A 22,018-nucleotide genomic window follows, 5' to 3' on the forward strand; every position below is an offset into this window, starting at 1 on the left:
CCGATCGTGTGGTAACCGGCGTCAAGCGCGCCGTACCAGCCATTCGGCTCGGCGGCTGCCGCACCGGCTGCAAACAGCCCCGCAACAGCGACGCCGGCGAGAAGCTTCACCTTCATCTTTATATCCCTCACTCAAGGTTGCCCGAATGCCTACGCTTACACGAGGCGTTCCCGGCACCTAACCACAATGTCGGTCTCAGGTTCCGCAAATCGGCGCTGAATGCGGCGACTGTGGCGCCATTTCAACACAAACGCCCTGCTTCCCCTGCTGAAAAAAGGTCTGCTAGGACAAGGGCCGCGACAGGGAGAGAACACAGATGAGCATGAAATTCGACGGCCGCGTGGCGATTGTGACCGGCGCCGGTGGTGGTCTGGGCCGCGAACATGCGTTGGCCCTGGCCAAACGAGGGGCCAAGGTCGTCGTCAACGATCTGGGCGGCGCGCGCGACGGCTCGGGCAGTTCCGCGACCGCCGCCGAGGCCGTAGTCGCCGAGATCGAGGCGATGGGCGGCGAAGCCATCGCCAACGCCGCCTCGGTCACCGACTACGCCGCTGTCGAAGCCATGGTGCAGGCCGCCATGGACAAGTGGGGCCGTGTCGACATCCTGGTGAACAACGCTGGCGTCCTGCGCGACAAGACCTTCGCCAAGATGGAACTGGAGGACTTCCGGTTCGTCGTCGACGTCCATCTGATGGGCGCAGTGAACTGCACCAAGGCCGTGTGGGAGATCATGCGCCAGCAGAACTACGGCCGGATCGTCATGACGACCTCGTCGTCGGGCCTGTACGGCAACTTCGGTCAGGCGAACTATGGCGCGGCCAAGATGGCGCTGGTCGGCTTGATGCAGACACTCTCGATCGAGGGCCAGAAGAACGACATCCGCGTGAACTGTCTTGCCCCCACCGCCCATACCCGCATGACCGAGGATCTCGGCGCCGCCCTTCCACTGGAGCACCTCGGGCCTGAGCTGGTGTCACCGGGCGTGCTGTATCTGGTCAGCGAGAACGCCCCGACCCGCTGCATCCTCGGCGCCGGCGCGGGCGGCTTCGAACGCGCCTATGTGACCCTGACCCAAGGCATCCGCGCCGTCGGCGAGGACGCCCCCGAGCAGATCGAGGCGCAATTCGCCGCCATTTCGGATCGCGACGGCGAGATCGTCCCGGACATGGGCGCGGCCCAAGGCATGATCGAGCTCGGCAAACTCCAGAAGGCGCTGGGCTGAACGTTCGCCCTGCCGCCGCGTCACGCTTGCGTTGACGCGGCGGCAGGCGCCTAACCTGCCCCCCACATCCCGCGCTCAAGCAGCGAAGCCCCGCGGGCCGAGCGACAGCGCACAGCAAAGAGAGCATCGAAGATGTCCCGCGAAGCCGTCATCGTCTCCACAGCCCGCACGCCGATCGGGCGCGCCTACCGCGGCGCCTTCAACGACACCCAGGCCCAGCAGCTGGGCGCCCATGCGGTGAAGCATGCCGTCGCCCGCGCCGGGATCGATCCGGCCGAGGTCGAGGATGTGGTCATGGGCGCGGCCCTGCAGCAGGGATCGACCAGCCAGAACGTGGCTCGCCAGATCGCCCTGGCCGCCGGCCTGCCGTCGACTGTTCCGGGCATGAGCCTCGACCGCCAGTGCGCCTCGGGCCTGATGGGCATCGCCACCGCTGCCAAGCAGGTGGTCTTCGACCTGCAGAAGGTCGCTGTCGGCGGCGGCCTTGAAAGCATCTCGCTGGTCCAGAACCAGCACATGAACCTGTACCGGATGAAGGACGAGGAACTGCTGAAGCTCTCGCCCCACATCTACATGTCGATGCTGGAGACCGCCGAGGTGGTGTCGAAGCGCTACGGCATCTCGCGCGACCGTCAGGACGAGTACGCCCTGCAATCGCAGCAGCGCACCGCCGAGGCCCAGGCCGAAGGCCGGTTCGACGCCGAGATCGTGCCGATGACCTCGACCATGCTGGTCGTCGACAAGGCCACCGGCGAGACTTCGAAGAAAGAAGTGACCCTGTCGAAGGACGAGGGCAACCGCGCCGACACGACGCTGGAAGGCCTGAAGTCGCTGAAGCCGGTATTCGGCGGCGGCGAGGAAATCCAGCAGGGCGAGTTCATCACCGCCGGCAACGCCTCCCAGCTGTCTGACGGCGCCTCGGCCTGCGTGATCATGGAGGCCGGAGAGGCGGTGAAGCGCGGCCTGCAGCCGCTCGGCGCCTATCGCGGCATGGCCGTCGCCGGCTGCGAGCCGGACGAGATGGGCATCGGCCCGGTCTACGCCGTGCCCAAACTGCTGAAGCGCCACGGCCTGACCGTCGACGATATCGGCATCTGGGAGCTGAACGAGGCCTTCGCGACCCAGGTTCTCTATTGTCAGGACGTGCTGGGCATTCCGAACGATCGCCTGAACGTCTCGGGCGGCGCCATCTCGATCGGCCACCCCTACGGTATGTCGGGCGCGCGCATGACCGGCCACGTCCTGATCGAGGGCAAGCGGCGTGGCGCGAAGTACGGCGTCGTCACCATGTGCATCGGCGGCGGTCAGGGGGCCGCGGGCCTGTTCGAGATCTACTGACCTCTCAGGGGCGCGGTTCGAGGTCCGGCTTGCCGGCCTCGACCCACGCCTTGCGGTCGGCCTCCATCTTCGCGCTCCAACGGGCACGAAGGACGGCCGGCCGACCCGGATAGCGGTCCTCGAGAAACTCGGCGGCGATGACGCGATCCGTGCGGAACGTGCGGAAATCCTCGCGCGTCTCGCACCAGCCGACGAGCAAACGAACCGTCTCGCGGTAGCCGACGAGGAAGGGCCAGATGGTCCGGCGGCTCTCGCGATCCCGCTCGTCGCGGTAATGCAGCGACAGCTTGCGACCCGCATGTATCCAGCTGCGCACCTGCGCCATGTCCAGCGCATCGACCTTGGGATCGTGCCAGACCGGCGGGCCGGCGACCGACGGTTCCAGCAGAACGGGGCGCAGGCGTTCGGGCACGGTGGCCGCGATCTTGGCGATCAGGTCGCGCGCGGCCCGGGCCAGCGCCGGGTCTCCCCTGCCCGCCACCCATTGTGCGCCCAGCACCGCCGCCTCGATTTCGTCCGACGTCAGCATCAACGGCGGCATGTCGAAGCCGCCATCCAGCACATAGCCCACGCCCGCCTCGCCCCGGATCGGTACGCGTTGGCCCATCAGAGTGGCGATGTCGCGATAGACGGAGCGCTTCGACGTCTCGAGTTCGACAGCGATCGCGTCGGCCGTCACCGGCTTCGACGAGCGCCGGAGCACCTGGATGATCTGGAAAAGGCGGTCTGCGCGTCTCATGGCGACACCCTCGCTCAGCGATGCTGACAGCATGCTGGCAGCAGCATGGCAGTAGATCAATCTCCACCGGCGGCGAGGGGCCGCCCTTCAGGAGAGTGACCGATGCTGACCCTGTTCCATGCTCCCCAATCGCGGTCCGGCCGCATCGTCTGGCTGATGGAGGAGATCGGTGCCTCGTATGAAATCGAGTACGTCGACATTTTCCGCGCCATGACCGGAACCGGCTCCCGCGATCGCGCCAATCTGCATCCGGACGGCAAGGTCCCTGCCCTTCTGCACGACGGTGCGCTGGTGACGGAGTCGGCCGCCATCGCCCTGTATCTGAGCGACTTGTTCCCCGAAGCCGATATTGGCGCATCGGTCGGCTCGCCCGAGCGCGCGGCTTATGTCACTTGGCTGGCGTGGACGGCGGGCGAGATGGAGCCGGCCTACTGGGGCAAGATCAGCGGCCAGACCGAGGGCGATGCGCTGGCGCAGAAGCGGTACGACGCGGTCAACGCCCGCATCCTCACAGCGCTGGAACATGGCCCCTACCTTATGGGTCATCGCTTCACGGCCATCGACGTCATGGTCGGCTCGGCCATGGCCTGGGGTCGCGATTTCGGGCCGAAGAGCGAGCTGATGGACGCCTGGCTGGAACGGGTCTCCAGCCGGCCGGCGAACCTCGCGGCCATGGCGAAGGACGGCGCCTTGCCCCTGGCCGAGGTCGCCTGAGATCAGGCCGCGCGGGCGGCGGCGTTCGCGTCGCCGTTCGACGGCCTTTCGATCGCTCGCAGGGTGCTGACGAAGTCGTCGCGCCAGATCGAGACGTCTGTCTCGCGCACCACCGTCATCAGCGACTCCCATTTACGCTTGCGCTCGGCCAGCGGCATTTCCAGCGCCCGCTTGATGGCGTCTGACAGCTCCTCGCGGCTGAACGGATTGACCAGGAGGGCCTCGCCCATCTGCTCGGCCGCACCGGCGAAGCGCGACAACACCAGCACGCCCGGATCGTCCGGATTCTGCGCCGCCACATACTCCTTGGCGACCAGGTTCATGCCGTCCCTCAGGGGCGTCACCAGACCCACCCGGGCTGCCCGATAGATGCCCGCCAGCTGATCCCGGCGGTAGGTCCGGTTGAGGTACCGGATCGGCTGCCAGTCCATGTCGGCGAATTCGCCATTGATCCGGCCGGCCAGCGCATCCAGCCGCACGCGGATGTCCTGATAGGTGTCGACGTCATCCCGGCTGATCGGCGTGACCTGCAGCAGGAAGACCTCGCCACGCTTGTCCGGATTGTCCGTCAGGAACTGCTCGTAGCCGAGCAGGCGCTCCTCCAGCCCCTTGGAATAGTCGAGGCGATCGACACCGACCATCATCGAACGGAAGGCGGCCGAGGCGGCCATCCGGTCGTACGTCCTGCGCCCGAACACGGAGTTGCGTGCTTCCAGGAAACCGTCGACGTCGATGCCTATCGGGAAGACGCCCGTCTGGACGGTCCGCCCGAAAGCCTCCAGTGCGTCGTTGGGCAACAGCTTGCCGTTCACGCTGGGCTCGGACGCGACATAGTCGCGGAACAGATCCAGCCACTCGCGGGTGTGGAAACCGATCAGGTCGTAGTCGAACATCGACTCCACCAGCCGCCGATGGTGCGGCAGGGTGACCAGCAGCTGACGCACGGGCCACGGCGTGTGCAGGAAGAAGCCGATGCGGTTCTTCACCCCACGCCGGCGCAGGTCCCGGGCCATCGGCAGCATGTGGTAGTCGTGGATCCAGATGATGTCGTCCGGCTGGATCAACGGGGCCAGAACATCGGCGAACCGGGCATTGGTGCGCTCGTAGCCTTCACCATAGGACCGCTCGTAGGCGGCCAGATCCGTGCGGTGATGCAGCAGGGGCCACAGGGTCTTGTTGGCGTAGCCGTTGTAATATTCATCGACGTCCTGAGCCTCGAGATCGACCAGCGCGACGGTGACACCGGCGCGATCCTCGATCTTCAACTCGCCGGTGAATTTCTCGACCGTTTCGCCTGACCAGCCAAACCAGAGGCCGTCGTATTTGCGCAGGGCGGCGGACAGGGCCATGGCCAGACCGCCGGCGGAACCGGCGGCGGGGTCCTTGGGTGCGGAAACCCGGTTGGAAACGACGATGAGGCGGCTCATGGCCGCGTAACCGTACTCGACACGGGATGGTGGCAACGCATTTTCGTGATCCCCCTCACTAACGCACGTCCGTCCACGACCGGCTGAGAAGCACGGCGCAGTTGATGATCCCGACCAGCGAATAGGTCTGTGGATAGTTTCCCCAGAGCTCATGGTCGCCGAGGGAGATGTCCTCGCTCAGGAGACCGGCGTGAGTCCGGCGGCTGAGCATCTCCTCGAAGATTTCGCGGGCCTCCTCGGTGCGGCCGTTCTGGTGGAGGGCCTCGATGAACCAGAAGGTGCAGAAGTTGAACGCGGTCTCGGGCTCGCCGAAGTCGTCCGGCTCGACGTAGCGGAAGAGGTAGGGGCCCTTCTTCAGATCGCGCTCGATGGCGTCGAAGGTGGCGACCTGGCGGGGGTCGCGGGCGTCGAGGAAGCCGAGGTCGGTCAGCTGGAGCAGGGAAGCGTCCAGCTCGCGGTTGCCGAAGCTGGCGGCGAAGCGGCCTTCGTCGGGCAGGAAGGTCTCGGCCTCGATGCGGGTGCGGATCTGGTCGGCGCGGTCGCGCCAGACGGCGGCGCGTTCGTGCAGACCGAGGTGGTCGCCGGCCTTGGACAGGCGGTCGCAAGCGGCCCAGCACATGACCGAGGAATAGGTGTGCACCCGCGCGATGGTGCGGAACTCCCAGAGGCCGGCGTCGACCTGGTCGTGCATGGCGAAGGCCCGCTCGCCGACCTTCTCCAGGCTATAGAAGTCGTCGATCGTGCCGGGGCGCAGCAGGCGGTGGTCGTAGAAGCTCTGGACCAGCGGCAGGACGATCTGGCCGTAGACGTCGTGCTGGAGGTGCTCGCGGGCCTGGTTGCCGACGCGGACGGGCTTCATGCCGCGATAGCCGTCGACGGACTCCGTGATCCACTCGTCGATGTCCTCCTCCAGACCGACACCATAGACGGGCTGGACGTGACCCCCGCCCGAGGCGTCGACGAGGTTGCGGAGGTAGCCGAGGTAGTTCTCGAGCAGGTCCACGGCGCCGAGGCGGTTCAGGGCGCGCACGACGTAGTAGGCGTCGCGGATCCAGCAGTAGCGGTAGTCCCAGTTCCGACCGCTCTCGGGGAACTCGGGCACCGAAGTGGTCATGGCGGCGACGATGGCGCCGGTTTCCTCATAGGCGCAGAGCTTGAGCGTGATCGCCGCGCGGATCACCGCCTCTTGGTAGTCCAGCGGCAGGTAGAGCTTGCGCACCCAGTCCTGCCAGTAGGCGGTCGTGCGATCCAGCGCTGCGGAAACGCCGGGACCAACATCCTGATCGTAGCCCTCGTCGGGTCCGAGGAAGAAGGCGCAAGGCTTCTCCAGCCGGAAGACCCGCTCGTTCATGATGTGCGAGACCGGGCAGTCGGTGGTCAGGCGCAGGGTCACATCCGTGCAGAGGAAGCGGATGTGATTCGAGCCGTTGGTGCGATCAGCTGGACGCGCGCCCCAGTCGGCGGACAGACGCAGGCGAACGCGGATGCGCGGCGAGCCTTCCAGCGGACGGACGATGCGGCCGAAGGCCAGCGGGCGATAGGTCCGGCTGTGCTTGGGATGGCGCGGGCAGAAGTCGATGATCTCGACTGACGATCCATCCTCGGCCGTCAGGATGGTGCGCAGGACCGGCGTATTGCGGATGTACTCCTGATCGGCGCGCTTGAAGCCTTCCAGCTCGATGTCCCAGAAGCCGTGCGCCGGGTCCGCGCCGTCCATAAGGGCGGAGAAGACGGGGTCGCCGTCGACGCGCGGGGCGCAGGCCCAGACGTAGCGGCCCTGCCGGTCGATCAGGGCGCTGATGGAGCAGTTGCCGATGGGGGCGAGGTCGAGATTGGGGGTCATTTCGTCTCCTCGACCGCTTCAAGCCAGGCCAGCACCGACGCCACGTCCGGCAGGCCGAAGGTCGCCGCCGTCTCGCGTGGCGGCCCGACCAGAACGCCGAAGCCGCCCAGCTCGGCGGCGGCGCGGAAGCCGTGTTCGTCGGTCAGGTCGTCGCCCAGCATGACCGGCGTCGCCCCGGCAAAGGGCGCTTCGGCCATGAAGGCCTTCAGGGCCGTGCCCTTGCTGGCGCCTGGGGTCTTCAGCTCGATGACCATGTTTCCGGGCTGCATCGTCAGGCCGGTCTCGTCAGCCAGTTCACGCGTCAGCACCGCCGCGTCGGCGGCGGCCTCGGGCGCGCCGCGGAAATGCAGGCCGGCGGCGATGGTCTTGTCCTCGACCAGCACGCCGGGGCGGGTGCGGGCGAAATCCTCGAAGGCCTCGACGGCGGCACGGACCCCGGCATCGGGCTCGGCGCGCAGCAGGGAGCCATCCGGGCGGCGGCGCTCGAGGCCGTGGATGCCGGAGGCGGCAGCCATGCTGCCGTCGGCGATGCGGTCGATCTCGGCGATGGTCCGCCCGCTGATGATGGCCACCCTGCCGTTCAGGCGCGGCGCGAGAGCGCGCAGCACCTTGGTGCGACGCGGTTCCGGGACGACGGCGTCGGGCGTGTCGGCCAGTTCGGCCAGCACCCCGTCGAGGTCCAGAAACAGCGCAGGGCGGATCAACTGCGTCGGCGGCGCGGGTAGGCGCACATCGGCGGCCGCGGGAGCGGCGTCGAGTGTCAGGTCAGACGTCCCCATGGGGTCGCTAACGCACCAAGTCCCGGACGGGTCCCTCAGCTTTGCATTTTTCTTCGCAGTTGCAGCATGACAGCGTTCTTCGCGAAGATTGAGAAAACGGCCCGAATGGGCCATGTCCCCGCCATGACCGAGAAGCTGTCCGCCGATCCCGCCGCCATGATCGCCCGCGCCCGCGAGGTGACCCGGCTGAACATCGAGGCCCTGACGGCGCTTGAAGGCGCCATTGGCGAGGACATCGCCAGAGCGGTCGAGATCATCCTGTCGCGGCCGGGCTATCTGGTCGTCACCGGCATGGGCAAGTCGGGCCACATCGGCGGCAAGATCGCCGCGACACTGGCCTCGACCGGCACCAACAGCTTCTTCGTGCACCCCGCCGAGATGAGCCACGGCGATCTGGGCATGCTGCGCAAGGACGTGACCCTGCTGGCCATCTCCAACTCGGGCGAAAGCCGCGAACTGCGCGATCCGCTGATCTACTGCCAGCGCGAGGGCATTCCGGTGATCGGCATCACCCAGCGGCCGAACAGTTTCCTCGGCCGGTCCTCGACCGTGTGCCTGACCATGCCGCAGGTGGCCGAGGCCTGCCCGAACGGTCTGGCGCCGACGACCTCGACCCTGATGACGCTGGCTCTCGGTGATGCGCTGGCCATGGTGCTGATGGATCGCCGCGGCTTCACCGCCGAGGATTTCGGCCTGCATCACCCGGGCGGCAAGCTGGGCATGAGCCTGCAAAGCGTGCGCGACTGGATGGGCGACCGCCCGCCCGCGCCGGCGACGGTTCCGCTGAGCGCGACCTTCGCCGAGGTGGTGTCGGCCATCACCGAGGGGCGCAAGGGCGCCGCCGTGGTCGTGAACGCGGACGGCACGTTGGCGGGGATCGTCACGGACGGCGACGTCCGCCGCGCCTTCGCCCGCGACCTGACCGGCCTGACCGCCGCCGACGTCATGAGCCCCAAACCCAAGACCATCAGCCCCGACTCCCGCATGAGCGACGCGATCGACCTGATGACGCAGAACAAGATCGCAACGCTGCTGGTGGTGGAAGACGCGCGCCCACTGGCGATCGTGCACATCGCGGAGCTGATGCAGGCGGGGTACGTGGGGTGACCTGTCCTCCCCGTCGCGTAGCGATGGGGAGGAAGCTTCAGTACGCCCTCATCCCGTCGATATTGCCCGGCGGGGAGTAGCGGCAAGCGAGGACCGTCCGTTCCGCTTCCCGCACCGTGGCGCAGCCGACGTGGGTCGTGCCGCGCCAGACGATCTGGGTGTAGTGGCCGACCGCGGTCCAGTCGCCGGTGCGGCTGACGTTCGGGAAGGTCGCGTGACGGTAGTAGCGTCGCTCTGCGATCCATTCGCCGACCATCTGTTCGGGCGTCCAGGTGCGGCCGACCGTGCCGCTCCAGCCGGTCCAGAGGTTCTCGCCATGGCCATGCGGAGCGGGGTCGTGTCGGAACTCGCCGGTGCGCAGCAGTTCGTGGGCCCAGACCCGCGCCTCGGCCTCAAGCCGGTCATCCCAGATCAGTGGCGGCGTGCGCACACGGCGGCGCTCGGCATTGTGGGCGTCCAGCAGCCGACGCTCGGTCGCGTTGGACGGACGCGAGTCCACAGGCGGCGCGGTAGGGCGGATTTCCCGCGCCTGATACTCGGGCTCGTCCGCCGCCGCCGGAGCGGACAGCAGGGCCAGCGCAAGAATGACCGCGCCCGACCTCATGCTCAGCGCGCCTCCACGCCGCCGCGGACCGGCGGCTCCTCGAACGGCTCGTCGACCAAGGCGCTATCCACGTTGTCGCCGACGAAGGTGCGGGTCTCGGACGGACGACCGGGATGGGCCTTAAACTCGGCCATCGCGGTTTCGCGGCGCAGGCGCATCTGGTCGGCGAGGTCCTTCATGTCGAGGCCGGCGTGGCGCGCAAGGCTGAAGATGCCCTTTTTTGCCGCTTCCTCTTCCTCGAAATGGTGCTCCATCATCTCGGACAGGACGTGGACCTTGGTGGCGTAGAAATGCTCGTCCGGGCCGCCGGCCTCGATGTCGTTCATCAACACCTTGGTGGCGTCGTGCTCGACATAGCCCTCATCGAGCTTGTGATCGTCGATCTCGCCGCGGCAGGCCGGATAGAGGATTTCCTCCTCCAGAACGGTGTGGACCTTGAGCTCGAGCACCAGCTTCTCGGCCAGCCGCTTCTGCTCGGCCTTGCCCGAGGCCTTCTCGAACTGTTCGAACAGATCCTCGATCAGCCGGTGGTCCGCCTTCAGCAGGGCGATCGCGTCCATGTCGTCATAGGCCTGGGCCATGTCGGTCTCCTTTGTCCGGCAGGAGAAAGGCCGCGCGAGGCGTTGCCGTTCCACTGAGAACAATTCGCGGTTCGTCCGCGTTGTCGGATCATCACCCCGGAGACGCGGAATGCTGGACCACATCGGCCTGGACGTGCCCGACATCGCAGCCTCGCGCGCCTTCCATGAACGGGCGCTGAAACCGCTGGGCTACCGGATCGTGCAGGAGATCACGGAGGGCAAGACCACCGTCGTGATGTTCGGCGTCGGCGACGAGCCGGACTTCGTGATCTCGAACAAGGATCGGCCGGGCGAGGCCGCTCATATCGCCTTCCGCGCCGAAACGCGGGCGCAGGTGGACGCCTTTCACGCCGCGGCGCTGGAGGCGGGCGGGACGGACAACGGCGCGCCGGGTCTGAGGCCGGAGTACGGGCCGAACTATTATGCGGCGTTCGTGATCGGGCCGGACGGGTTCAATGTGGAGGCGGTGTGTCACGCTGCCGGTTGAGCGGGCGTGGTGGTTCATCACAGCGAGCACAACGAAGGCACAACGGACACGACGGGGCCGGTGGGTGATCGGAGAAACCGAGCCTGTCCCTCGATTTGATCGGGCGCTTCGCGCCCATCGTTTTACGGCTCGCGCCGCAAGGAGACGCCGGCGGAGAGGCCCCTCAGTCCCGCCGTGTTCGCCGTGCCTTCGTTGTGCTCGCTGTGATGAACCAACACCCCCTATCGAAGACGTGACACCATCCATACTTGACGTTGACGTAAACGTACGCTTTCTGGCGATCCAACGATCCGTCCTTATTGGAGACTGAGTCCCATGGCCGACGCCTATATCTACGACGCCGTGCGAACCCCGCGCGGCAAGGGCAAGAAGGACGGCTCGCTGCACGAGATCACCGCCCTGTCGCTCGCCACCCAGGTTCTGGAAGCCCTGCGCGACCGCAACGATCTGGACACCTCGAAGGTGGACGACGTCATCCTGGGCTGCGTGTCGCCGGTCGGCGAGCAGGGCGCGGACATCGCCCGCACGGCCGTGCTGAACGCTGGCTGGGCCCAGACGACCGCCGGCGTGCAGATCAACCGCTTCTGCGCCTCGGGTCTGGAAGCCGTGAACATGGCCGCGGCCAAGGTGAAGTCCGGCGAGGCCGACTTCGCCGTCGGCGGCGGCGTCGAGGCCATGAGCCGCGTGCCGATGGGCTCGGACGGCGGCGCCTGGCCGGTCGATCCGAACTCGGCGTTCCCGACCTATTTCGTGCCGCAGGGCGTGTCGGCCGACATGATCGCCTCGAAATGGGGCTTCAGCCGCGACGACGTCGACGCCTATTCGGTCGAGAGCCACAAGCGTTCGGCGAAGAGCTGGGCCGAGGGCCGGTTCAAGAACTCGGTCGTGCCGGTCAAGGACCAGCTGGGCCTGATCCGTCTGGACCATGACGAGACCATCCGTCCGAACACGGACATGCAGACGCTCGGCGCCCTGAACCCGTCGTTCGCGGCCATGGGCGGCATGGCGTTCGACGCCGTGATCAACCAGCGTTACCCCGAGGTCGAGGCCGTCAACCACGTGCACACCCCGGGCAACAGCTCGGGCATCGTGGACGGTTCGGCCGGCGTGCTGATCGGTTCGCTGGAAGCCGGCAAGGCGCTGGGCCTCAAGCCGCGCGCAAAGATCCGCGGCGCCGCCTCGATCGGCTCGGAACCGTCGATCATGCTGACCGGCCCGGAGTTCGTGGCCAACAAGCTGCTGGGCAAGCTGGGCATGTCGAAGTCCGACATCGACCTGTGGGAGCTGAACGAGGCCTTCGCCGCCGTCGTTCTGCGCTTCATGCAGGCGCTGGATATCCCGCATGACCAGATCAACGTCTGCGGCGGCGCCATCGCCATGGGGCACCCGCTGGGCGCCACGGGCGCGATGATCACCGGCGTGGTGCTGGACGAGCTGGAGCGCTCGAACAAGGAAACCGCCCTGATCACCCTGTGCATAGGCGGCGGCATGGGCACCGCCACCGTCATCGAACGCGTCTGAGTATTTGAGGGGTTCATCACAGCGAACACGAAGGGATCACAACGAACACAACGGGGCTGGAGCCTGCTTCGCGCGCAGCGCCTTCCGATCCGGAAGGAAGAATGCCTGCGGCGCCCCGCCCTCGCTCTCGTAGTGTTCCCTGTGCCTCCGTTGTGGTCGTCGTGACGAACCAGCAACTGTCAGCCTCAACGCTGACGTTTCAGAATGAAGGGCCTTAGGCTGATGGAAAACTTCAAGATCGACGTCGACGCCGACGGCATCGCCCTGATCACCTTCGACGTCCCGGGACGGTCGATGAACACCCTGACCGGCTCGGTCATGGACGAGATCCCGCAGTGGGTCGAACGCATCAAGTCGGACGACGCCATCAAGGGCGCGGTCGTGACCTCGGGCAAGACCTCGGGCTTCTGCGCCGGCGCGGACCTCGGCGACATCGCCGGCGGCATGATCGGCGGGACCAGCCTGCAGGATGCATTCGACGCGGGCTGGAAGATGAACGGCGCCCTGCGTGCGCTGGAAACCTGCGGCAAGCCGGTGGCCGCGGCCATCAACGGCCTGGCCTTGGGCGGCGGGCTCGAACTCACCCTCGCCTGTCACTACCGCGTGGTCGGCGACAGCCCGAAGATCCAGCTGGGCCTGCCCGAGATCAAGGTCGGCCTGTTCCCCGGCGGCGGCGGCACCCAGCGCCTGACGCGCCTGATCGGCGTGCAGGCGGCGATGATGGCCATGACCGAGGGCAAGTCCTTCCGTCCCAACGACGCCAAGGGCGCAAGCTTCGTGCACGAGGTCGTGCCGGTCGGGACCGAGGTCGAGGCCGCGAAGGCCTGGATCAAGGGCGGCGGCAAGGCGCAGCAGCCGTGGGACGACAAGGGATTCAAACTGCCCGGCGGCGGCCCCTATCATCCGGTGGGCGTGCAGAACTTCATCGTTGGCAATGCGATGATCCGCAAGCAGACCTACGGCAACTATCCGGCCGCGACCAATCTGATGAAAGCCGTCTATGAAGGCATTCAGGTGCCGATGGATGCGGCCCTGCGGATCGAGACCCGCTACTTCATCAAGACCCTGATGACGCCGCAGGCGCAGGCCATGATCCGCTCGCTGTTCCTGTCCAAGCAGGAGCTGGACAAGGGCGCTGTGCGTCCGGCCGGTGTGCCGAAATCCGATCCCAAAAAGGTCACGGTGCTGGGCGCCGGCATGATGGGCGCAGGGATCGCCTATGTGAACGCCATGGCCGGGATCGAGACCATCCTGATCGACCAGACGCAGGAAGCCGCCGACAAGGGCAAGGCCCATGTCGAGGAACTGCTGAAGAAGCGCCTGTCGCGTGGCCAGCTGACGCAGGACAAGTATGACGCCCTGCTCGGCTCGATCACGGCGACCACCGACTACGACCTGATCAAGGGCTCGGACCTGGTCATCGAGGCCGTGTTCGAGAACCGCGAGATCAAGGCGGACGTGACGAAGCGGGCCGAGGCGCAGCTGGCGCCGGGCGCCATCTTCGGCTCGAACACCTCGACCCTGCCGATCACGGGCCTGGCCGAGGCGTCGGTGCGTCCCGAGGACTTCATCGGCATCCACTTCTTCTCGCCGGTCGACAAGATGATGCTGGTCGAGATCATCCTGGGCGAGAAGACGGGCGAGGCGGCGATCGCGAAGTCGCTCGACTATGTCCAGAAGATCAAGAAGACGCCGATCGTCGTCAACGACGGCCGCGGCTTCTACACCTCGCGCTGCTTTGCCACCTACGTCGCCGAAGGTCTGGCGATGCTTGAGGAAGGCTATGCGCCGGCGCTGATCGACAACATCGGCCGGATGACGGGCATGCCGCGCGGGCCGCTGGAGATGCACGACGACGTCGCGCTGGATCTGTCGGTGAAGGTCGCCAAGCAGACCGCCATCGACCTGGGCGACAAGTATGTGCCGCTGCAGGGCGCCGAGATCGTCCGCAAGATGGTCGAGGACCTCGGCCGCTATGGCCGCAAGAACGGCATGGGCTTCTACGACTATTCGACCAAGCCCAAGACGCTGTGGAAGGGCCTGTCGGACCTCTCCCCGGTGACGATCAACGACTCGACGCCGGAGCTGGTCGCCGACCAGAGGCAGCGCCTGCTGTACCGTCAGGCCGTGGAAGTCGCGAAATGCTGGGACGAGGGCGTGATCAACGACCCGCGCGAGGCGGACGTCGGCGCCATCCTGGCCTGGGGCTTCGCGCCCTGGACCGGCGGGCCGATCACCTTCATCGACCAGACGGGCCTGAAGGCCTTCGTGGCCAAGGCGGACGAGTACGCCGAACGCTATGGCGACCGCTTCAAGGTCCCGCAGTTCCTGCGCGACATGGCCGCCGAGGGCCGGACCTTCTACGGCGACTTCGCCGGCAAGCAGAAGGCGGCGGCATAAGTCGGATGCGAGAACGGGGCGGTCCTGCGACCGCCCCGTCTTGAGCTCCGGAGCCGTTCGCCGTAAGGCTGCGTCCGGCTCCGCGGGCATGATGTAGTGGTAGCCTGAAAGCTTCCCAAGCTTTTCGTGCGGGTTCGATTCCCGCTGCCCGCTCCAGCCGTTAGGGCCCTATCCCGCCCGGCGATAGACGCGCAGGCTGCGGAAGTCGTCCAGTCTCTCGAACACGCCGCTGGAAGCCCAGGCCTCGACGATCGGCTCGGCCCGGGCCCAGGCGTATGATCCGGGATAGACCAGCAGGTGGCCGGAAGCGGCGACCCGCCCGGCCATGAGCTCCAGCAGTTCGGCGTCCGTCAGGGCTCCATAGGCGTCGTTTCGTTCGTCCCTGAACTCGCACAGATGGAACAGGGTGACGATGTCGAAGACCGGCAGCAGGGCCGCGTTGGTCGTGTAGATGTCGCCGAACTGCACGGCGTACCGCTTGGACACCTCCGGCTGCTTCGTCACGATGCGGACGTAGGCATCGTGTTCACGGGGTGTCGCGGTGACAGCCAGAACCGAGTTGCCGGCGCCGTCGCGGGCGCAATACAGCCCGACGTGATGATGCTCGCCACTGCCGAAATGGAAGATCGACCGACCGGTCACCCCGTTGCCTGCAAGCCAGGTCGTGAAATCCACGTCGCAGGGGCAGTCCTCGACGCTCAGCTTCCATGGCCTTCTGATCGTGTGCAGCACGGCTTCCCTCCCGATGACGCCCTCATCAGTCATGACGGCGAGAGGCGCCGGCTAACTCCTGCGACAGATTGGCCCGCCAGCAACCGACGCCCGAAAGCAAAACACCGGGCGCAATACTGCGCCCGGTGCTACGGCCTGTTCGTTTCGCGGGAAGAAGTCCCTATTCCACCCGTTCCGCCGTCACGCCACGCTGGGCGAGGATGGACTGGACGCTTTCGTCGCCGACCAGGTGGGCGGCGCCGACGGCGATGAAGGCAGTGCCTGAACCGGCGAGCATCTCCTGGATCTGGCCGGCCCAGTTGGCGTTCCGGTTGGTCAGCAAGGCGTCGTAGACGACCTGGCTGTCCTCCTTGAGCTTGTCGACGCTCTGCTCCTTGAGGGCCGTGGTATCGCCCGAAGCCCACGCGGCGACCATGCCGTCGATCTCTTCGTGGGCGTTATCGTAGGTCTCGAGCGTGCTGCGCAGGAAGGCGAGTTGCTCCTCCTCCGGCAGGCCGGCGAGGATGCGGACCTGCTCGTCGATGGTCTCGAAGCCGTTGATCGGCTTGCCGGCGGCCTCGGCGCGGCCCTTGAGCACCAGCTCGACGCCCGACTGCGGATCGTAGCCGGCCTTGACCAGCGGCGCGATGCTGAGGGTCAGGGCGGCGAACCACGGACGCAGCATGTCGACCTGGGCCGCCTGCATGCCCATCGCGCCGGCCGCGGCGTTAAGCTCGGTCATCTCGGCCGCCGTCAGAAGGCTGGACAGCGGGCGCTGAGGCGAGATGCCGTGCTGCTGGATCAGCGGCATCATGGCCGAGCTGTCATCCGGGTTGGAGATCTCGAACCAGATCTGGTCGGCGCTGTCGAAGGCGCGATCGACTACTTCGGAACCCCAGGCCGTCGTCGGGCGCAGGACGTGGACAGTGCCGAACAGATAGATGGTCGAGTCGGCGTCGCGGATGACCCAAAGGGCCGGGCCGGCGCCCTCGGCGCGCGGAACCTCGCGGACGGCCGGGGCGGCGGCGTTCTGGGCGAAGGCCTGGGCCGGCTGGAAGGCGATGGCGCCGGCGAGGGTCAGGCCGAGAACGGTTCCCAGCGCGGTGCGGCCGACGTCGGCGGCGGTGCGGGTCAGGCGACGGGCGAAGGTGGTCATAGCTCTACTCCTTGATCGGGATTGAGGCGGTTTCGGGAAGAGAAAGGAAAGGGTCAGCCGGCGAGGCCGCGGCGCATGGTCACGATCATCGAGACCACCAGGTAGACGCCCATCAGGACAGCGTAGATGTCCCAGGCGGTGATCGCGGGCACGGCGGCCAGACGCTCGGCGGCGGCCCAGAGGAACAGCACGCCCTGACCGAGCCAGAAGGTGACGGCGCCGGCCTCGACCACGATGCGACGGAACAGCTCGTCGACCGTCCGGTAGACGTGGAAGTTCAGCGCCGTGTGCAGGACCAGCAGGCCGGCGACGCCAGCCAGAGAGAGCGCGACCGGAGCGCCCGCCGCCGACAGGATCATCGGCAGGGGCAGGATGATCGCCGACAGGCCGTAGACCGCGGCCTGCAGCCGGACCTCGCGGACGTCGGCATCGCCGGCCGGGCCTTCGAGCTTGAGCATGCGACCCAGGCCAGCACGGTCGAACGAGCGGATAAGGGTGGCCGCGCAGGCGATCAGCATGATGGCGGCAAGGAAACCGGCCACGATGTCAGCCCAGCGGACGGCGGACAGGTCAGGCTCCAGCCCCGGGAAGTACTGGTAGGCCAGCTGGCCGACGAAGAAGCCCAGCACACCGCACACGGCGCCGGCGGCGACCGCCTTGGTCAGGCCGCGAGCCCAGTCGGGCATGGAGGCGATGGAGAAGCGGGACATGGATTACTCCTCTTCGGAGAAGATGGATTCGATGGGCTGGCCGAAGACCTTGCCGATCCTGAAGGCCAGCGGCAGGGACGGGTCGTAGCGACCGGTTTCCAGCGCGTTGACGGTCTGGCGGGAGACGCCGAGGGCTTCAGCCAGGTCGGCCTGGCTCCAGTTGCGCTCGGCACGCAGCACCTTGAGGCGGTTGTTCATGACCGGGGCCTCACCGACGCTGCGCCCACCAGACGGCCCAAGCGATGCCGTAGCCGATCACCTGGCAGAGCAGGACAACGACCATGCCGCCGGCGAAGATCTGGTTCATGTCCAGTCCGCCGAGTTCGGCCTCGGCCGGCCGGTTCAGGGCGGTGAGGAGGAGGATGGCGCCGACGAGCATGCCGCTGCTGCCGCCCCACCACCACGCCCATTTGTGAGCCTCTCGGGCGGCCTCATCGATACCGCGCCACCACCAGATGCCGACCAGAACGGCGGCGCCAAGCGCCGCGGTGTTGACCAGCAGGGTCAGCAACAGGCCGGTCATGCCGGGCCAGTCGCCGAAATAGTCGCTGCCCAGAGCGCCGAAGACGCCGGCGACCAGCGTCAGCCCTATGGCGCCAAGGTAACCGATCGGCCCGTTCAGGCCGGAGCGGGGTTTGTGGCTGCTCATGACAAGCTCCCATGTCTGTTTGACAAGGGCGTTTTACATCATCAGACGCGCATGTCAAGCGACCTTGTCAAACAGACAATCGAGCTTGTCTCAGGCGCCGTCGGCGAGCTTGAGCTTCGGCGTCTCGGTGAGCTCTGGCCGGCTGAGCGCGCGGGGGCTCTGCTCGACAGGACCGAGTTCCGGAAGCTCCTTGCCCTCGTGGTCGACGTGCAGATCCTCGAAGCGGCGGGCCGAGACCATCACCTGGCTTTCGAGCGAACCGACGAACTGGTTGTACTTGCCGACCGCCGTGTCGAGCGCACGGCCGACGGCGGCGGCGTGGCCGCCCATGACAGACAGGCGCTTGTAGAGCTCCTTGCCGAGGCGGGCGACGTCCTCGGCGTTCTTGGCCTGCTCCTCGGCCCGCCAGCCGTAGGCGACAGCCTTGCACAGGGCGAACAGGGTGGTCGGGGTAACGATCACCACGCGGGAACTCATCGCATCGGTCAGCAGGTTGGGCTCATGGTCCAGAGCGGCGGACAGGAAGGCGTCGCCGGGCACGAACAGGGCGACGAAGTCCGGGCTGGGCTTGAACTGATCCTGATAGGCCTTGGACGCCAGCTGGCGCATGTGGGTCTTCAGGCTGGCGGCGATGCGTAGAGAGCGGGCGCGGGCGCGGGCGTCCTCGTCGCCTTGGTCGGCGTCGTCGTCGAAGGCCAGCGGCACCTTGGCGTCGATCACGAACATGCCGCCGCCCGGCAGGCGGACAATGAAGTCGGGGCGCTGCTGGCGGCCGGCGTCGTCGGCGTTGGAGGTCTGCTCCTCGAAGTCGAAGCGGCCCGCCATGCCGGCGGCCTCCAGCACATTGCGGCAGGTCTGCTCGCCCCAGCGGCCGCGCCGGCCGGTGTTGCCGCGCAGGGCCTCGGTCAGCTTGCGGGCCTCATCGCGGGTGGCGGTGGAGGCGGTCATCAGCTGGGCCAGCTGCTCCTTCAGCCCGCCGGTCTCCTCGGCGCGGGTCTTCTCCAGCGCGGCCACATGCTCCTGAAACTTCGCCAGCGTCTCCGCGACGGGTTTCAGCTGGGCGTCCATCCGCTGCTGGGCCATCAGCTCGCGATTGCGGAAGGACTCATCGGTGCGCTTCAGCAGTTCGTCGGCGGCGGTCTGGGCGGACTGGAGCGATTGGGCGCGCAGGAACTCGGCATTGGTCGCGGCGGCGTCCTCGGCCAGCCGCATGCGGGCTTCGACCTCGGCATGGCGTTCGCGCAGTTCCCAGGCGCGGGTCTCGGCGGCGGCGGCGCGGCGGCGCTCCATCAGGGCCCAGACGAGGGCGATCAGGGCGACAGCGGCGGCGGCGAGCGCGGGGGCGAGCGAGACGTTCATGCTCCGTTCCTTATCGGGAGTCGCCGCCGAACAACACAGTGCGAGTCGTCCGGAAAATATCGGCTGGCGTCGGTCATCCGCCGACCCTGCCGACATGATGCGTCAAAAACGGTCGTACCGCCTCAGGCCGGACGGCGGGCGCGCAGGGCCTGGACGATAGTGCCGTCGTCGAGCCAGTCCAGTTCGCCGCCGACGGGGACGCCGCGAGCCAGGGAGGTGATCTCGACCTCCGTGCCGGCGAGGCGTTCGGCGATGTAGTGGGCGGTGGTCTGGCCGTCGACGGTGGCCGGCAGGGCCAGAACGACCTCCTTCGCCTCCCCGCCCCTGACGCGGCCAACCAGTTCGGCGATGCGCAGGGCGTCGGGGCCGACGCCGTCCAGCGCCGACAGCATTCCGCCCAGCACATGGTATTTGCCGCGGAAGGCGCCCGAGCGCTCCATGGCCCAGAGGGCGCCGGCCTCCTCGACTACGCAGATCAGGCCGTTGTCGCGGGCCTGATCCGAGCAGATCGAGCAGGGATTGCGGGTGTCCGGCGCGCCGCAGACCGAGCAGGACGAGACCTTCTCGGCCGTCTCGGCGAGCGAGGCGGCGAGCGGGACCAGCAGCTGCTCGCGCTTCTTCAGCAGAGCCAGGGCCGCGCGACGGGCCGAGCGGGGTCCCATGCCCGGCAGCTTGGCGAGCAGGCTGATGAGCCGTTCGATTTCCGGCCCGGCGGACGCGGCCATCAGAAGAGTTTCGGCATCCCGGGAATGTTCATCCCGGCCATCGGACCTGCGGCGTCGCGCATCAGGGCCGAGTTGACCTCGTCCAGCTTGCGCTTGGCGTCGGCGTGGGCGGCCACGATCAGGTCGGCGAGGATCTCGCCCTCGCCCGGGGCCATCAGGCTGTCGTCGATGGTGACCGAAGTCACCTCGCCGGCGCCCTTGAGGGACAGGGTCACGAGGCCGCCGCCGGAGGTGCCGGAAGCGGTGGTTTCAGCCATGCGGGCCTGGGCGTCCTGCAGCCGTTGCTGCATCTGCTGGGCCTGCTGCATCAAAGCATTGAGGTCTTTCATGCGCCCTAGATAAGCGCTTCGCGCGCGCGGCGACAGGGGGCCGTTGAGCGCAGCGCGAGACGATCAGCAACAGAAAATGTTGCGATACCCCTTGGCGCCGGATCGGGAGCGCCTATTTTGCACTCGTTTCTGTTGCAGTTCTATTTCCGGATGTACCGATCATGGCTTTCGACTCTCACACGACCCGCGACCGCCCGGTGACCGACGCCGTTCTGGCGCAGCTGTTCACCGAGGCCCGCACCCGCAACGGCTGGACCGACCGTCCGGTGGACCCGGCGCTGCTGCATCAGCTGTACGAGCTGACCAAGTTCGGACCGACGGCGGTGAACAACACCCCCGCCCGCTTCGTCTTCGTGACTTCGCCCGAGGCCAAGGCGCGCCTCGCCCCGCACATGTCGGAGGGCAACCGCGCCAAGACGATGCAGGCGCCGGTGACGGTGATCATCGGCATGGACCTGGATTTCCACGAGACCCTGCCGACCCTCTTCCCGCATGCGCCGGGCGCCAAGGACTGGTTTGCCGACGAGGCCGCGCGCCGCGAGAGCGCCTTCCGCAACTCGTCCCTGCAGGGCGGTTATCTGACCATCGCGGCGCGCTCGCTGGGTCTGGACGTCGGCCCGATGTCAGGCTTCGACCCGGCCGGCGTGAAGGCCGAGTTCTTCCCGGACGGCAATATCGAGCCGAACTACATCATGAACCTGGGCTATGGCTCGGACGAGAACCTGTTCCCCCGCTCGCCGCGCCTGTCGTTCGACGAGGCCGCGCAGATCGTCTGAGATAAACTCCGGACCGCCGGTGGGGCGCACAGGCGCTTCGCCGGCGGGAATGATCAGAACCTGTAGCGGAGGCCGACCGCGACCGAGGTCGTGCTGTACTCCGCGTTCAGAACGGAATCGAGCGTGCCCGTCGTGGTGGGCGCGCCATTGATGAACGAATTCATTACAAACCGCTCGACCTGCACCTCGCCCGGGTCGAGGTAGCGGATATCTCCCGTCAGCGAGAGCGTCGGGGACAGGGCGATCTCGGCGCCGGCGATCAGTTGCCAGGCCCAGGTCGCCTCGGACGTCGGGATGGCGATCTGCACCTGCCCGGGGATCGAGCCGGTGGCCGGGGGTACCGCGATCAGATAGCGGATATCGTGGTTGATCGATGCGGCGCCGAAGCCGGCGCCCACAGTAAACCGGAACCGGTCCTGGATCTGCGGCGTGTCGTAGAACAGGTTCAGCATTCCGGCCGCGACACCGACCTCCGACCCGTCGCCGATGACCCGGTCCACGCCGTTCAGGGTCAGGCTCTCCAGCTCGGAGGACCGATAGCTGAGCTCGATTTCGGCGCGACCACGCCCGTGAACCGTCTCCCGCGTCGCGACGCCCAGCGCGCCCCCAAACAGGACGCCATTGTCGAACGCCACCTCGATATCCCTCAGGTCACCGGCGGCGTTGCGCCCGTCGATAGCCTCATCGGCCGGTTTGTCGAACCCGGCGAAGACTGCGACGTAGGGCCCCTGCTGAGCGGCGGCAGGGGCGCTCGACAGGGCGAGGAATGCCGAGGCGGCGACGAGGATTCTGGGCGAGTGACGCATGTGGGGACCTCATGGGTTGACCATGAGGTGAAGAT

Annotated in this window: 23 protein-coding genes and 1 tRNA gene; 9 read left to right on the forward strand and 15 right to left on the reverse strand. The window is 67.2% G+C overall.

Annotated features, from left to right (window positions below):
* The first annotated feature begins 316 nt into the window (after positions 1–316).
* Positions 317–1,222, forward strand: coding sequence for an SDR family NAD(P)-dependent oxidoreductase (locus tag ABDZ95_RS14840; protein ID WP_343794754.1), 906 nt, complete (start codon positions 317–319; stop codon positions 1,220–1,222).
* A 132-nt stretch (positions 1,223–1,354) separates the two neighbouring features.
* Positions 1,355–2,560 (forward strand): acetyl-CoA C-acyltransferase, encoded by a 1,206-nt coding sequence (locus ABDZ95_RS14845; RefSeq protein ID WP_343794755.1) that lies wholly within the window; start codon positions 1,355–1,357, stop codon positions 2,558–2,560.
* A 4-nt stretch (positions 2,561–2,564) separates the two neighbouring features.
* Here the strand turns inward: ABDZ95_RS14845 and ABDZ95_RS14850 are convergent, their stop codons facing one another.
* Positions 2,565–3,299 (reverse strand): helix-turn-helix transcriptional regulator, encoded by a 735-nt coding sequence (locus ABDZ95_RS14850; protein WP_343794756.1) that lies wholly within the window; start codon positions 3,297–3,299, stop codon positions 2,565–2,567.
* 102 nt (positions 3,300–3,401) lie between these two features.
* Between ABDZ95_RS14850 and ABDZ95_RS14855 the strand changes: the two genes are divergently transcribed.
* On the forward strand, positions 3,402–4,013 hold the full coding sequence (locus tag ABDZ95_RS14855) for a glutathione S-transferase family protein (RefSeq protein ID WP_343794757.1): 612 nt from the start codon (positions 3,402–3,404) through the stop codon (positions 4,011–4,013).
* A gap of 2 nt (positions 4,014–4,015) precedes the next feature.
* On the opposite strand, the gene ABDZ95_RS14860 is transcribed toward ABDZ95_RS14855, so the two are convergent.
* Genes ABDZ95_RS14860 through otsB form a run of 3 tightly spaced genes read right to left on the reverse strand, consistent with a single transcriptional unit; the run spans position 4,016 to position 8,062 of the window.
* Positions 4,016–5,440 (reverse strand): alpha,alpha-trehalose-phosphate synthase (UDP-forming), encoded by a 1,425-nt coding sequence (locus ABDZ95_RS14860; RefSeq protein WP_343794758.1) that lies wholly within the window; start codon positions 5,438–5,440, stop codon positions 4,016–4,018.
* 58 nt (positions 5,441–5,498) lie between these two features.
* Entirely contained in the window at positions 5,499–7,283 is a 1,785-nt protein-coding gene (locus tag ABDZ95_RS14865; RefSeq protein ID WP_343794759.1) for a glycoside hydrolase family 15 protein, read from the reverse strand.
* A complete protein-coding gene (otsB, locus tag ABDZ95_RS14870) occupies positions 7,280–8,062 on the reverse strand; it encodes a trehalose-phosphatase (RefSeq protein WP_343794760.1) in 783 nt (260 codons plus the stop codon). The genes ABDZ95_RS14865 and otsB overlap by 4 nt, the downstream gene beginning before the upstream one ends.
* A 105-nt stretch (positions 8,063–8,167) precedes the next feature.
* On the opposite strand from otsB, the gene ABDZ95_RS14875 reads away from it, so the two are divergent.
* The gene (locus ABDZ95_RS14875) at positions 8,168–9,169 is read left to right on the forward strand and encodes a KpsF/GutQ family sugar-phosphate isomerase (protein ID WP_343794761.1); all 1,002 of its coding nucleotides are present in this window, start codon (positions 8,168–8,170) and stop codon (positions 9,167–9,169) included.
* A 37-nt stretch (positions 9,170–9,206) separates the two neighbouring features.
* Here the strand turns inward: ABDZ95_RS14875 and ABDZ95_RS14880 are convergent, their stop codons facing one another.
* Entirely contained in the window at positions 9,207–9,773 is a 567-nt protein-coding gene (locus ABDZ95_RS14880; protein WP_343794762.1) for a CAP domain-containing protein, read from the reverse strand.
* 2 nt (positions 9,774–9,775) lie between these two features.
* Positions 9,776–10,354 carry a hemerythrin domain-containing protein gene (locus tag ABDZ95_RS14885; protein WP_343794763.1) on the reverse strand — a complete coding sequence of 193 codons (579 nt, stop codon included), beginning with the start codon at positions 10,352–10,354 and terminating at the stop codon, positions 9,776–9,778.
* A 109-nt stretch (positions 10,355–10,463) separates the two neighbouring features.
* Between ABDZ95_RS14885 and ABDZ95_RS14890 the strand changes: the two genes are divergently transcribed.
* From ABDZ95_RS14890 to ABDZ95_RS14905, 4 genes are all read left to right on the forward strand, one after another.
* Positions 10,464–10,841: a VOC family protein gene (locus ABDZ95_RS14890; RefSeq protein ID WP_343794764.1), complete on the forward strand. Its 378-nt coding sequence runs from the start codon at positions 10,464–10,466 to the stop codon at positions 10,839–10,841.
* 315 nt (positions 10,842–11,156) lie between these two features.
* On the forward strand, positions 11,157–12,362 hold the full coding sequence (locus ABDZ95_RS14895) for an acetyl-CoA C-acetyltransferase (RefSeq protein WP_343794765.1): 1,206 nt from the start codon (positions 11,157–11,159) through the stop codon (positions 12,360–12,362).
* A 222-nt stretch (positions 12,363–12,584) separates the two neighbouring features.
* Positions 12,585–14,762: a 3-hydroxyacyl-CoA dehydrogenase NAD-binding domain-containing protein gene (locus tag ABDZ95_RS14900; protein WP_343794766.1), complete on the forward strand. Its 2,178-nt coding sequence runs from the start codon at positions 12,585–12,587 to the stop codon at positions 14,760–14,762.
* A gap of 82 nt (positions 14,763–14,844) precedes the next feature.
* Positions 14,845–14,918: transfer RNA gene (locus tag ABDZ95_RS14905), tRNA-Gly, on the forward strand.
* A 12-nt stretch (positions 14,919–14,930) separates the two neighbouring features.
* On the opposite strand, the gene ABDZ95_RS14910 is transcribed toward ABDZ95_RS14905, so the two are convergent.
* The 8 genes from ABDZ95_RS14910 to ABDZ95_RS14945 form a co-directional block, all read right to left on the reverse strand.
* A complete protein-coding gene (locus ABDZ95_RS14910) occupies positions 14,931–15,494 on the reverse strand; it encodes a hypothetical protein (protein ID WP_343794767.1) in 564 nt (187 codons plus the stop codon).
* Positions 15,495–15,654: 160 nt separating this feature from the next.
* Complete coding sequence (locus ABDZ95_RS14915; RefSeq protein WP_343794768.1) at positions 15,655–16,629, reverse strand: TraB/GumN family protein; 975 nt, start codon at positions 16,627–16,629, stop codon at positions 15,655–15,657.
* A 53-nt stretch (positions 16,630–16,682) separates the two neighbouring features.
* Positions 16,683–17,339, reverse strand: coding sequence for a hypothetical protein (locus ABDZ95_RS14920; protein WP_343794769.1), 657 nt, complete (start codon positions 17,337–17,339; stop codon positions 16,683–16,685).
* A gap of 3 nt (positions 17,340–17,342) precedes the next feature.
* Positions 17,343–17,537 carry a helix-turn-helix transcriptional regulator gene (locus tag ABDZ95_RS14925; RefSeq protein ID WP_343794770.1) on the reverse strand — a complete coding sequence of 65 codons (195 nt, stop codon included), beginning with the start codon at positions 17,535–17,537 and terminating at the stop codon, positions 17,343–17,345.
* Positions 17,538–17,547: 10 nt separating this feature from the next.
* On the reverse strand, positions 17,548–17,988 hold the full coding sequence (locus ABDZ95_RS14930) for a hypothetical protein (protein ID WP_343794771.1): 441 nt from the start codon (positions 17,986–17,988) through the stop codon (positions 17,548–17,550).
* A gap of 90 nt (positions 17,989–18,078) precedes the next feature.
* A complete protein-coding gene (locus ABDZ95_RS14935; protein WP_343794772.1) occupies positions 18,079–19,347 on the reverse strand; it encodes a DNA recombination protein RmuC in 1,269 nt (422 codons plus the stop codon).
* Positions 19,348–19,469: 122 nt separating this feature from the next.
* Positions 19,470–20,072, reverse strand: a complete 603-nt coding sequence (gene recR, locus ABDZ95_RS14940) for a recombination mediator RecR (protein ID WP_343794773.1) — start codon at positions 20,070–20,072, stop codon at positions 19,470–19,472.
* Positions 20,072–20,401 (reverse strand): YbaB/EbfC family nucleoid-associated protein, encoded by a 330-nt coding sequence (locus ABDZ95_RS14945; protein WP_343794774.1) that lies wholly within the window; start codon positions 20,399–20,401, stop codon positions 20,072–20,074. The genes recR and ABDZ95_RS14945 overlap by 1 nt, the downstream gene beginning before the upstream one ends.
* A 161-nt stretch (positions 20,402–20,562) precedes the next feature.
* Here ABDZ95_RS14945 and ABDZ95_RS14950 point away from each other — a divergent pair, with 161 nt between their 5' ends.
* The gene (locus tag ABDZ95_RS14950; protein ID WP_343794775.1) at positions 20,563–21,177 is read left to right on the forward strand and encodes a malonic semialdehyde reductase; all 615 of its coding nucleotides are present in this window, start codon (positions 20,563–20,565) and stop codon (positions 21,175–21,177) included.
* A gap of 53 nt (positions 21,178–21,230) precedes the next feature.
* On the opposite strand, the gene ABDZ95_RS14955 is transcribed toward ABDZ95_RS14950, so the two are convergent.
* Positions 21,231–21,983 (reverse strand): outer membrane protein, encoded by a 753-nt coding sequence (locus ABDZ95_RS14955; RefSeq protein ID WP_343794776.1) that lies wholly within the window; start codon positions 21,981–21,983, stop codon positions 21,231–21,233.
* Positions 21,984–22,018 lie beyond the last annotated feature (35 nt).

It is taken from the genome of Brevundimonas kwangchunensis, assembly GCF_039523815.1.
GTDB classification, from domain to species: Bacteria; Pseudomonadota; Alphaproteobacteria; order Caulobacterales; family Caulobacteraceae; genus Brevundimonas; species Brevundimonas kwangchunensis.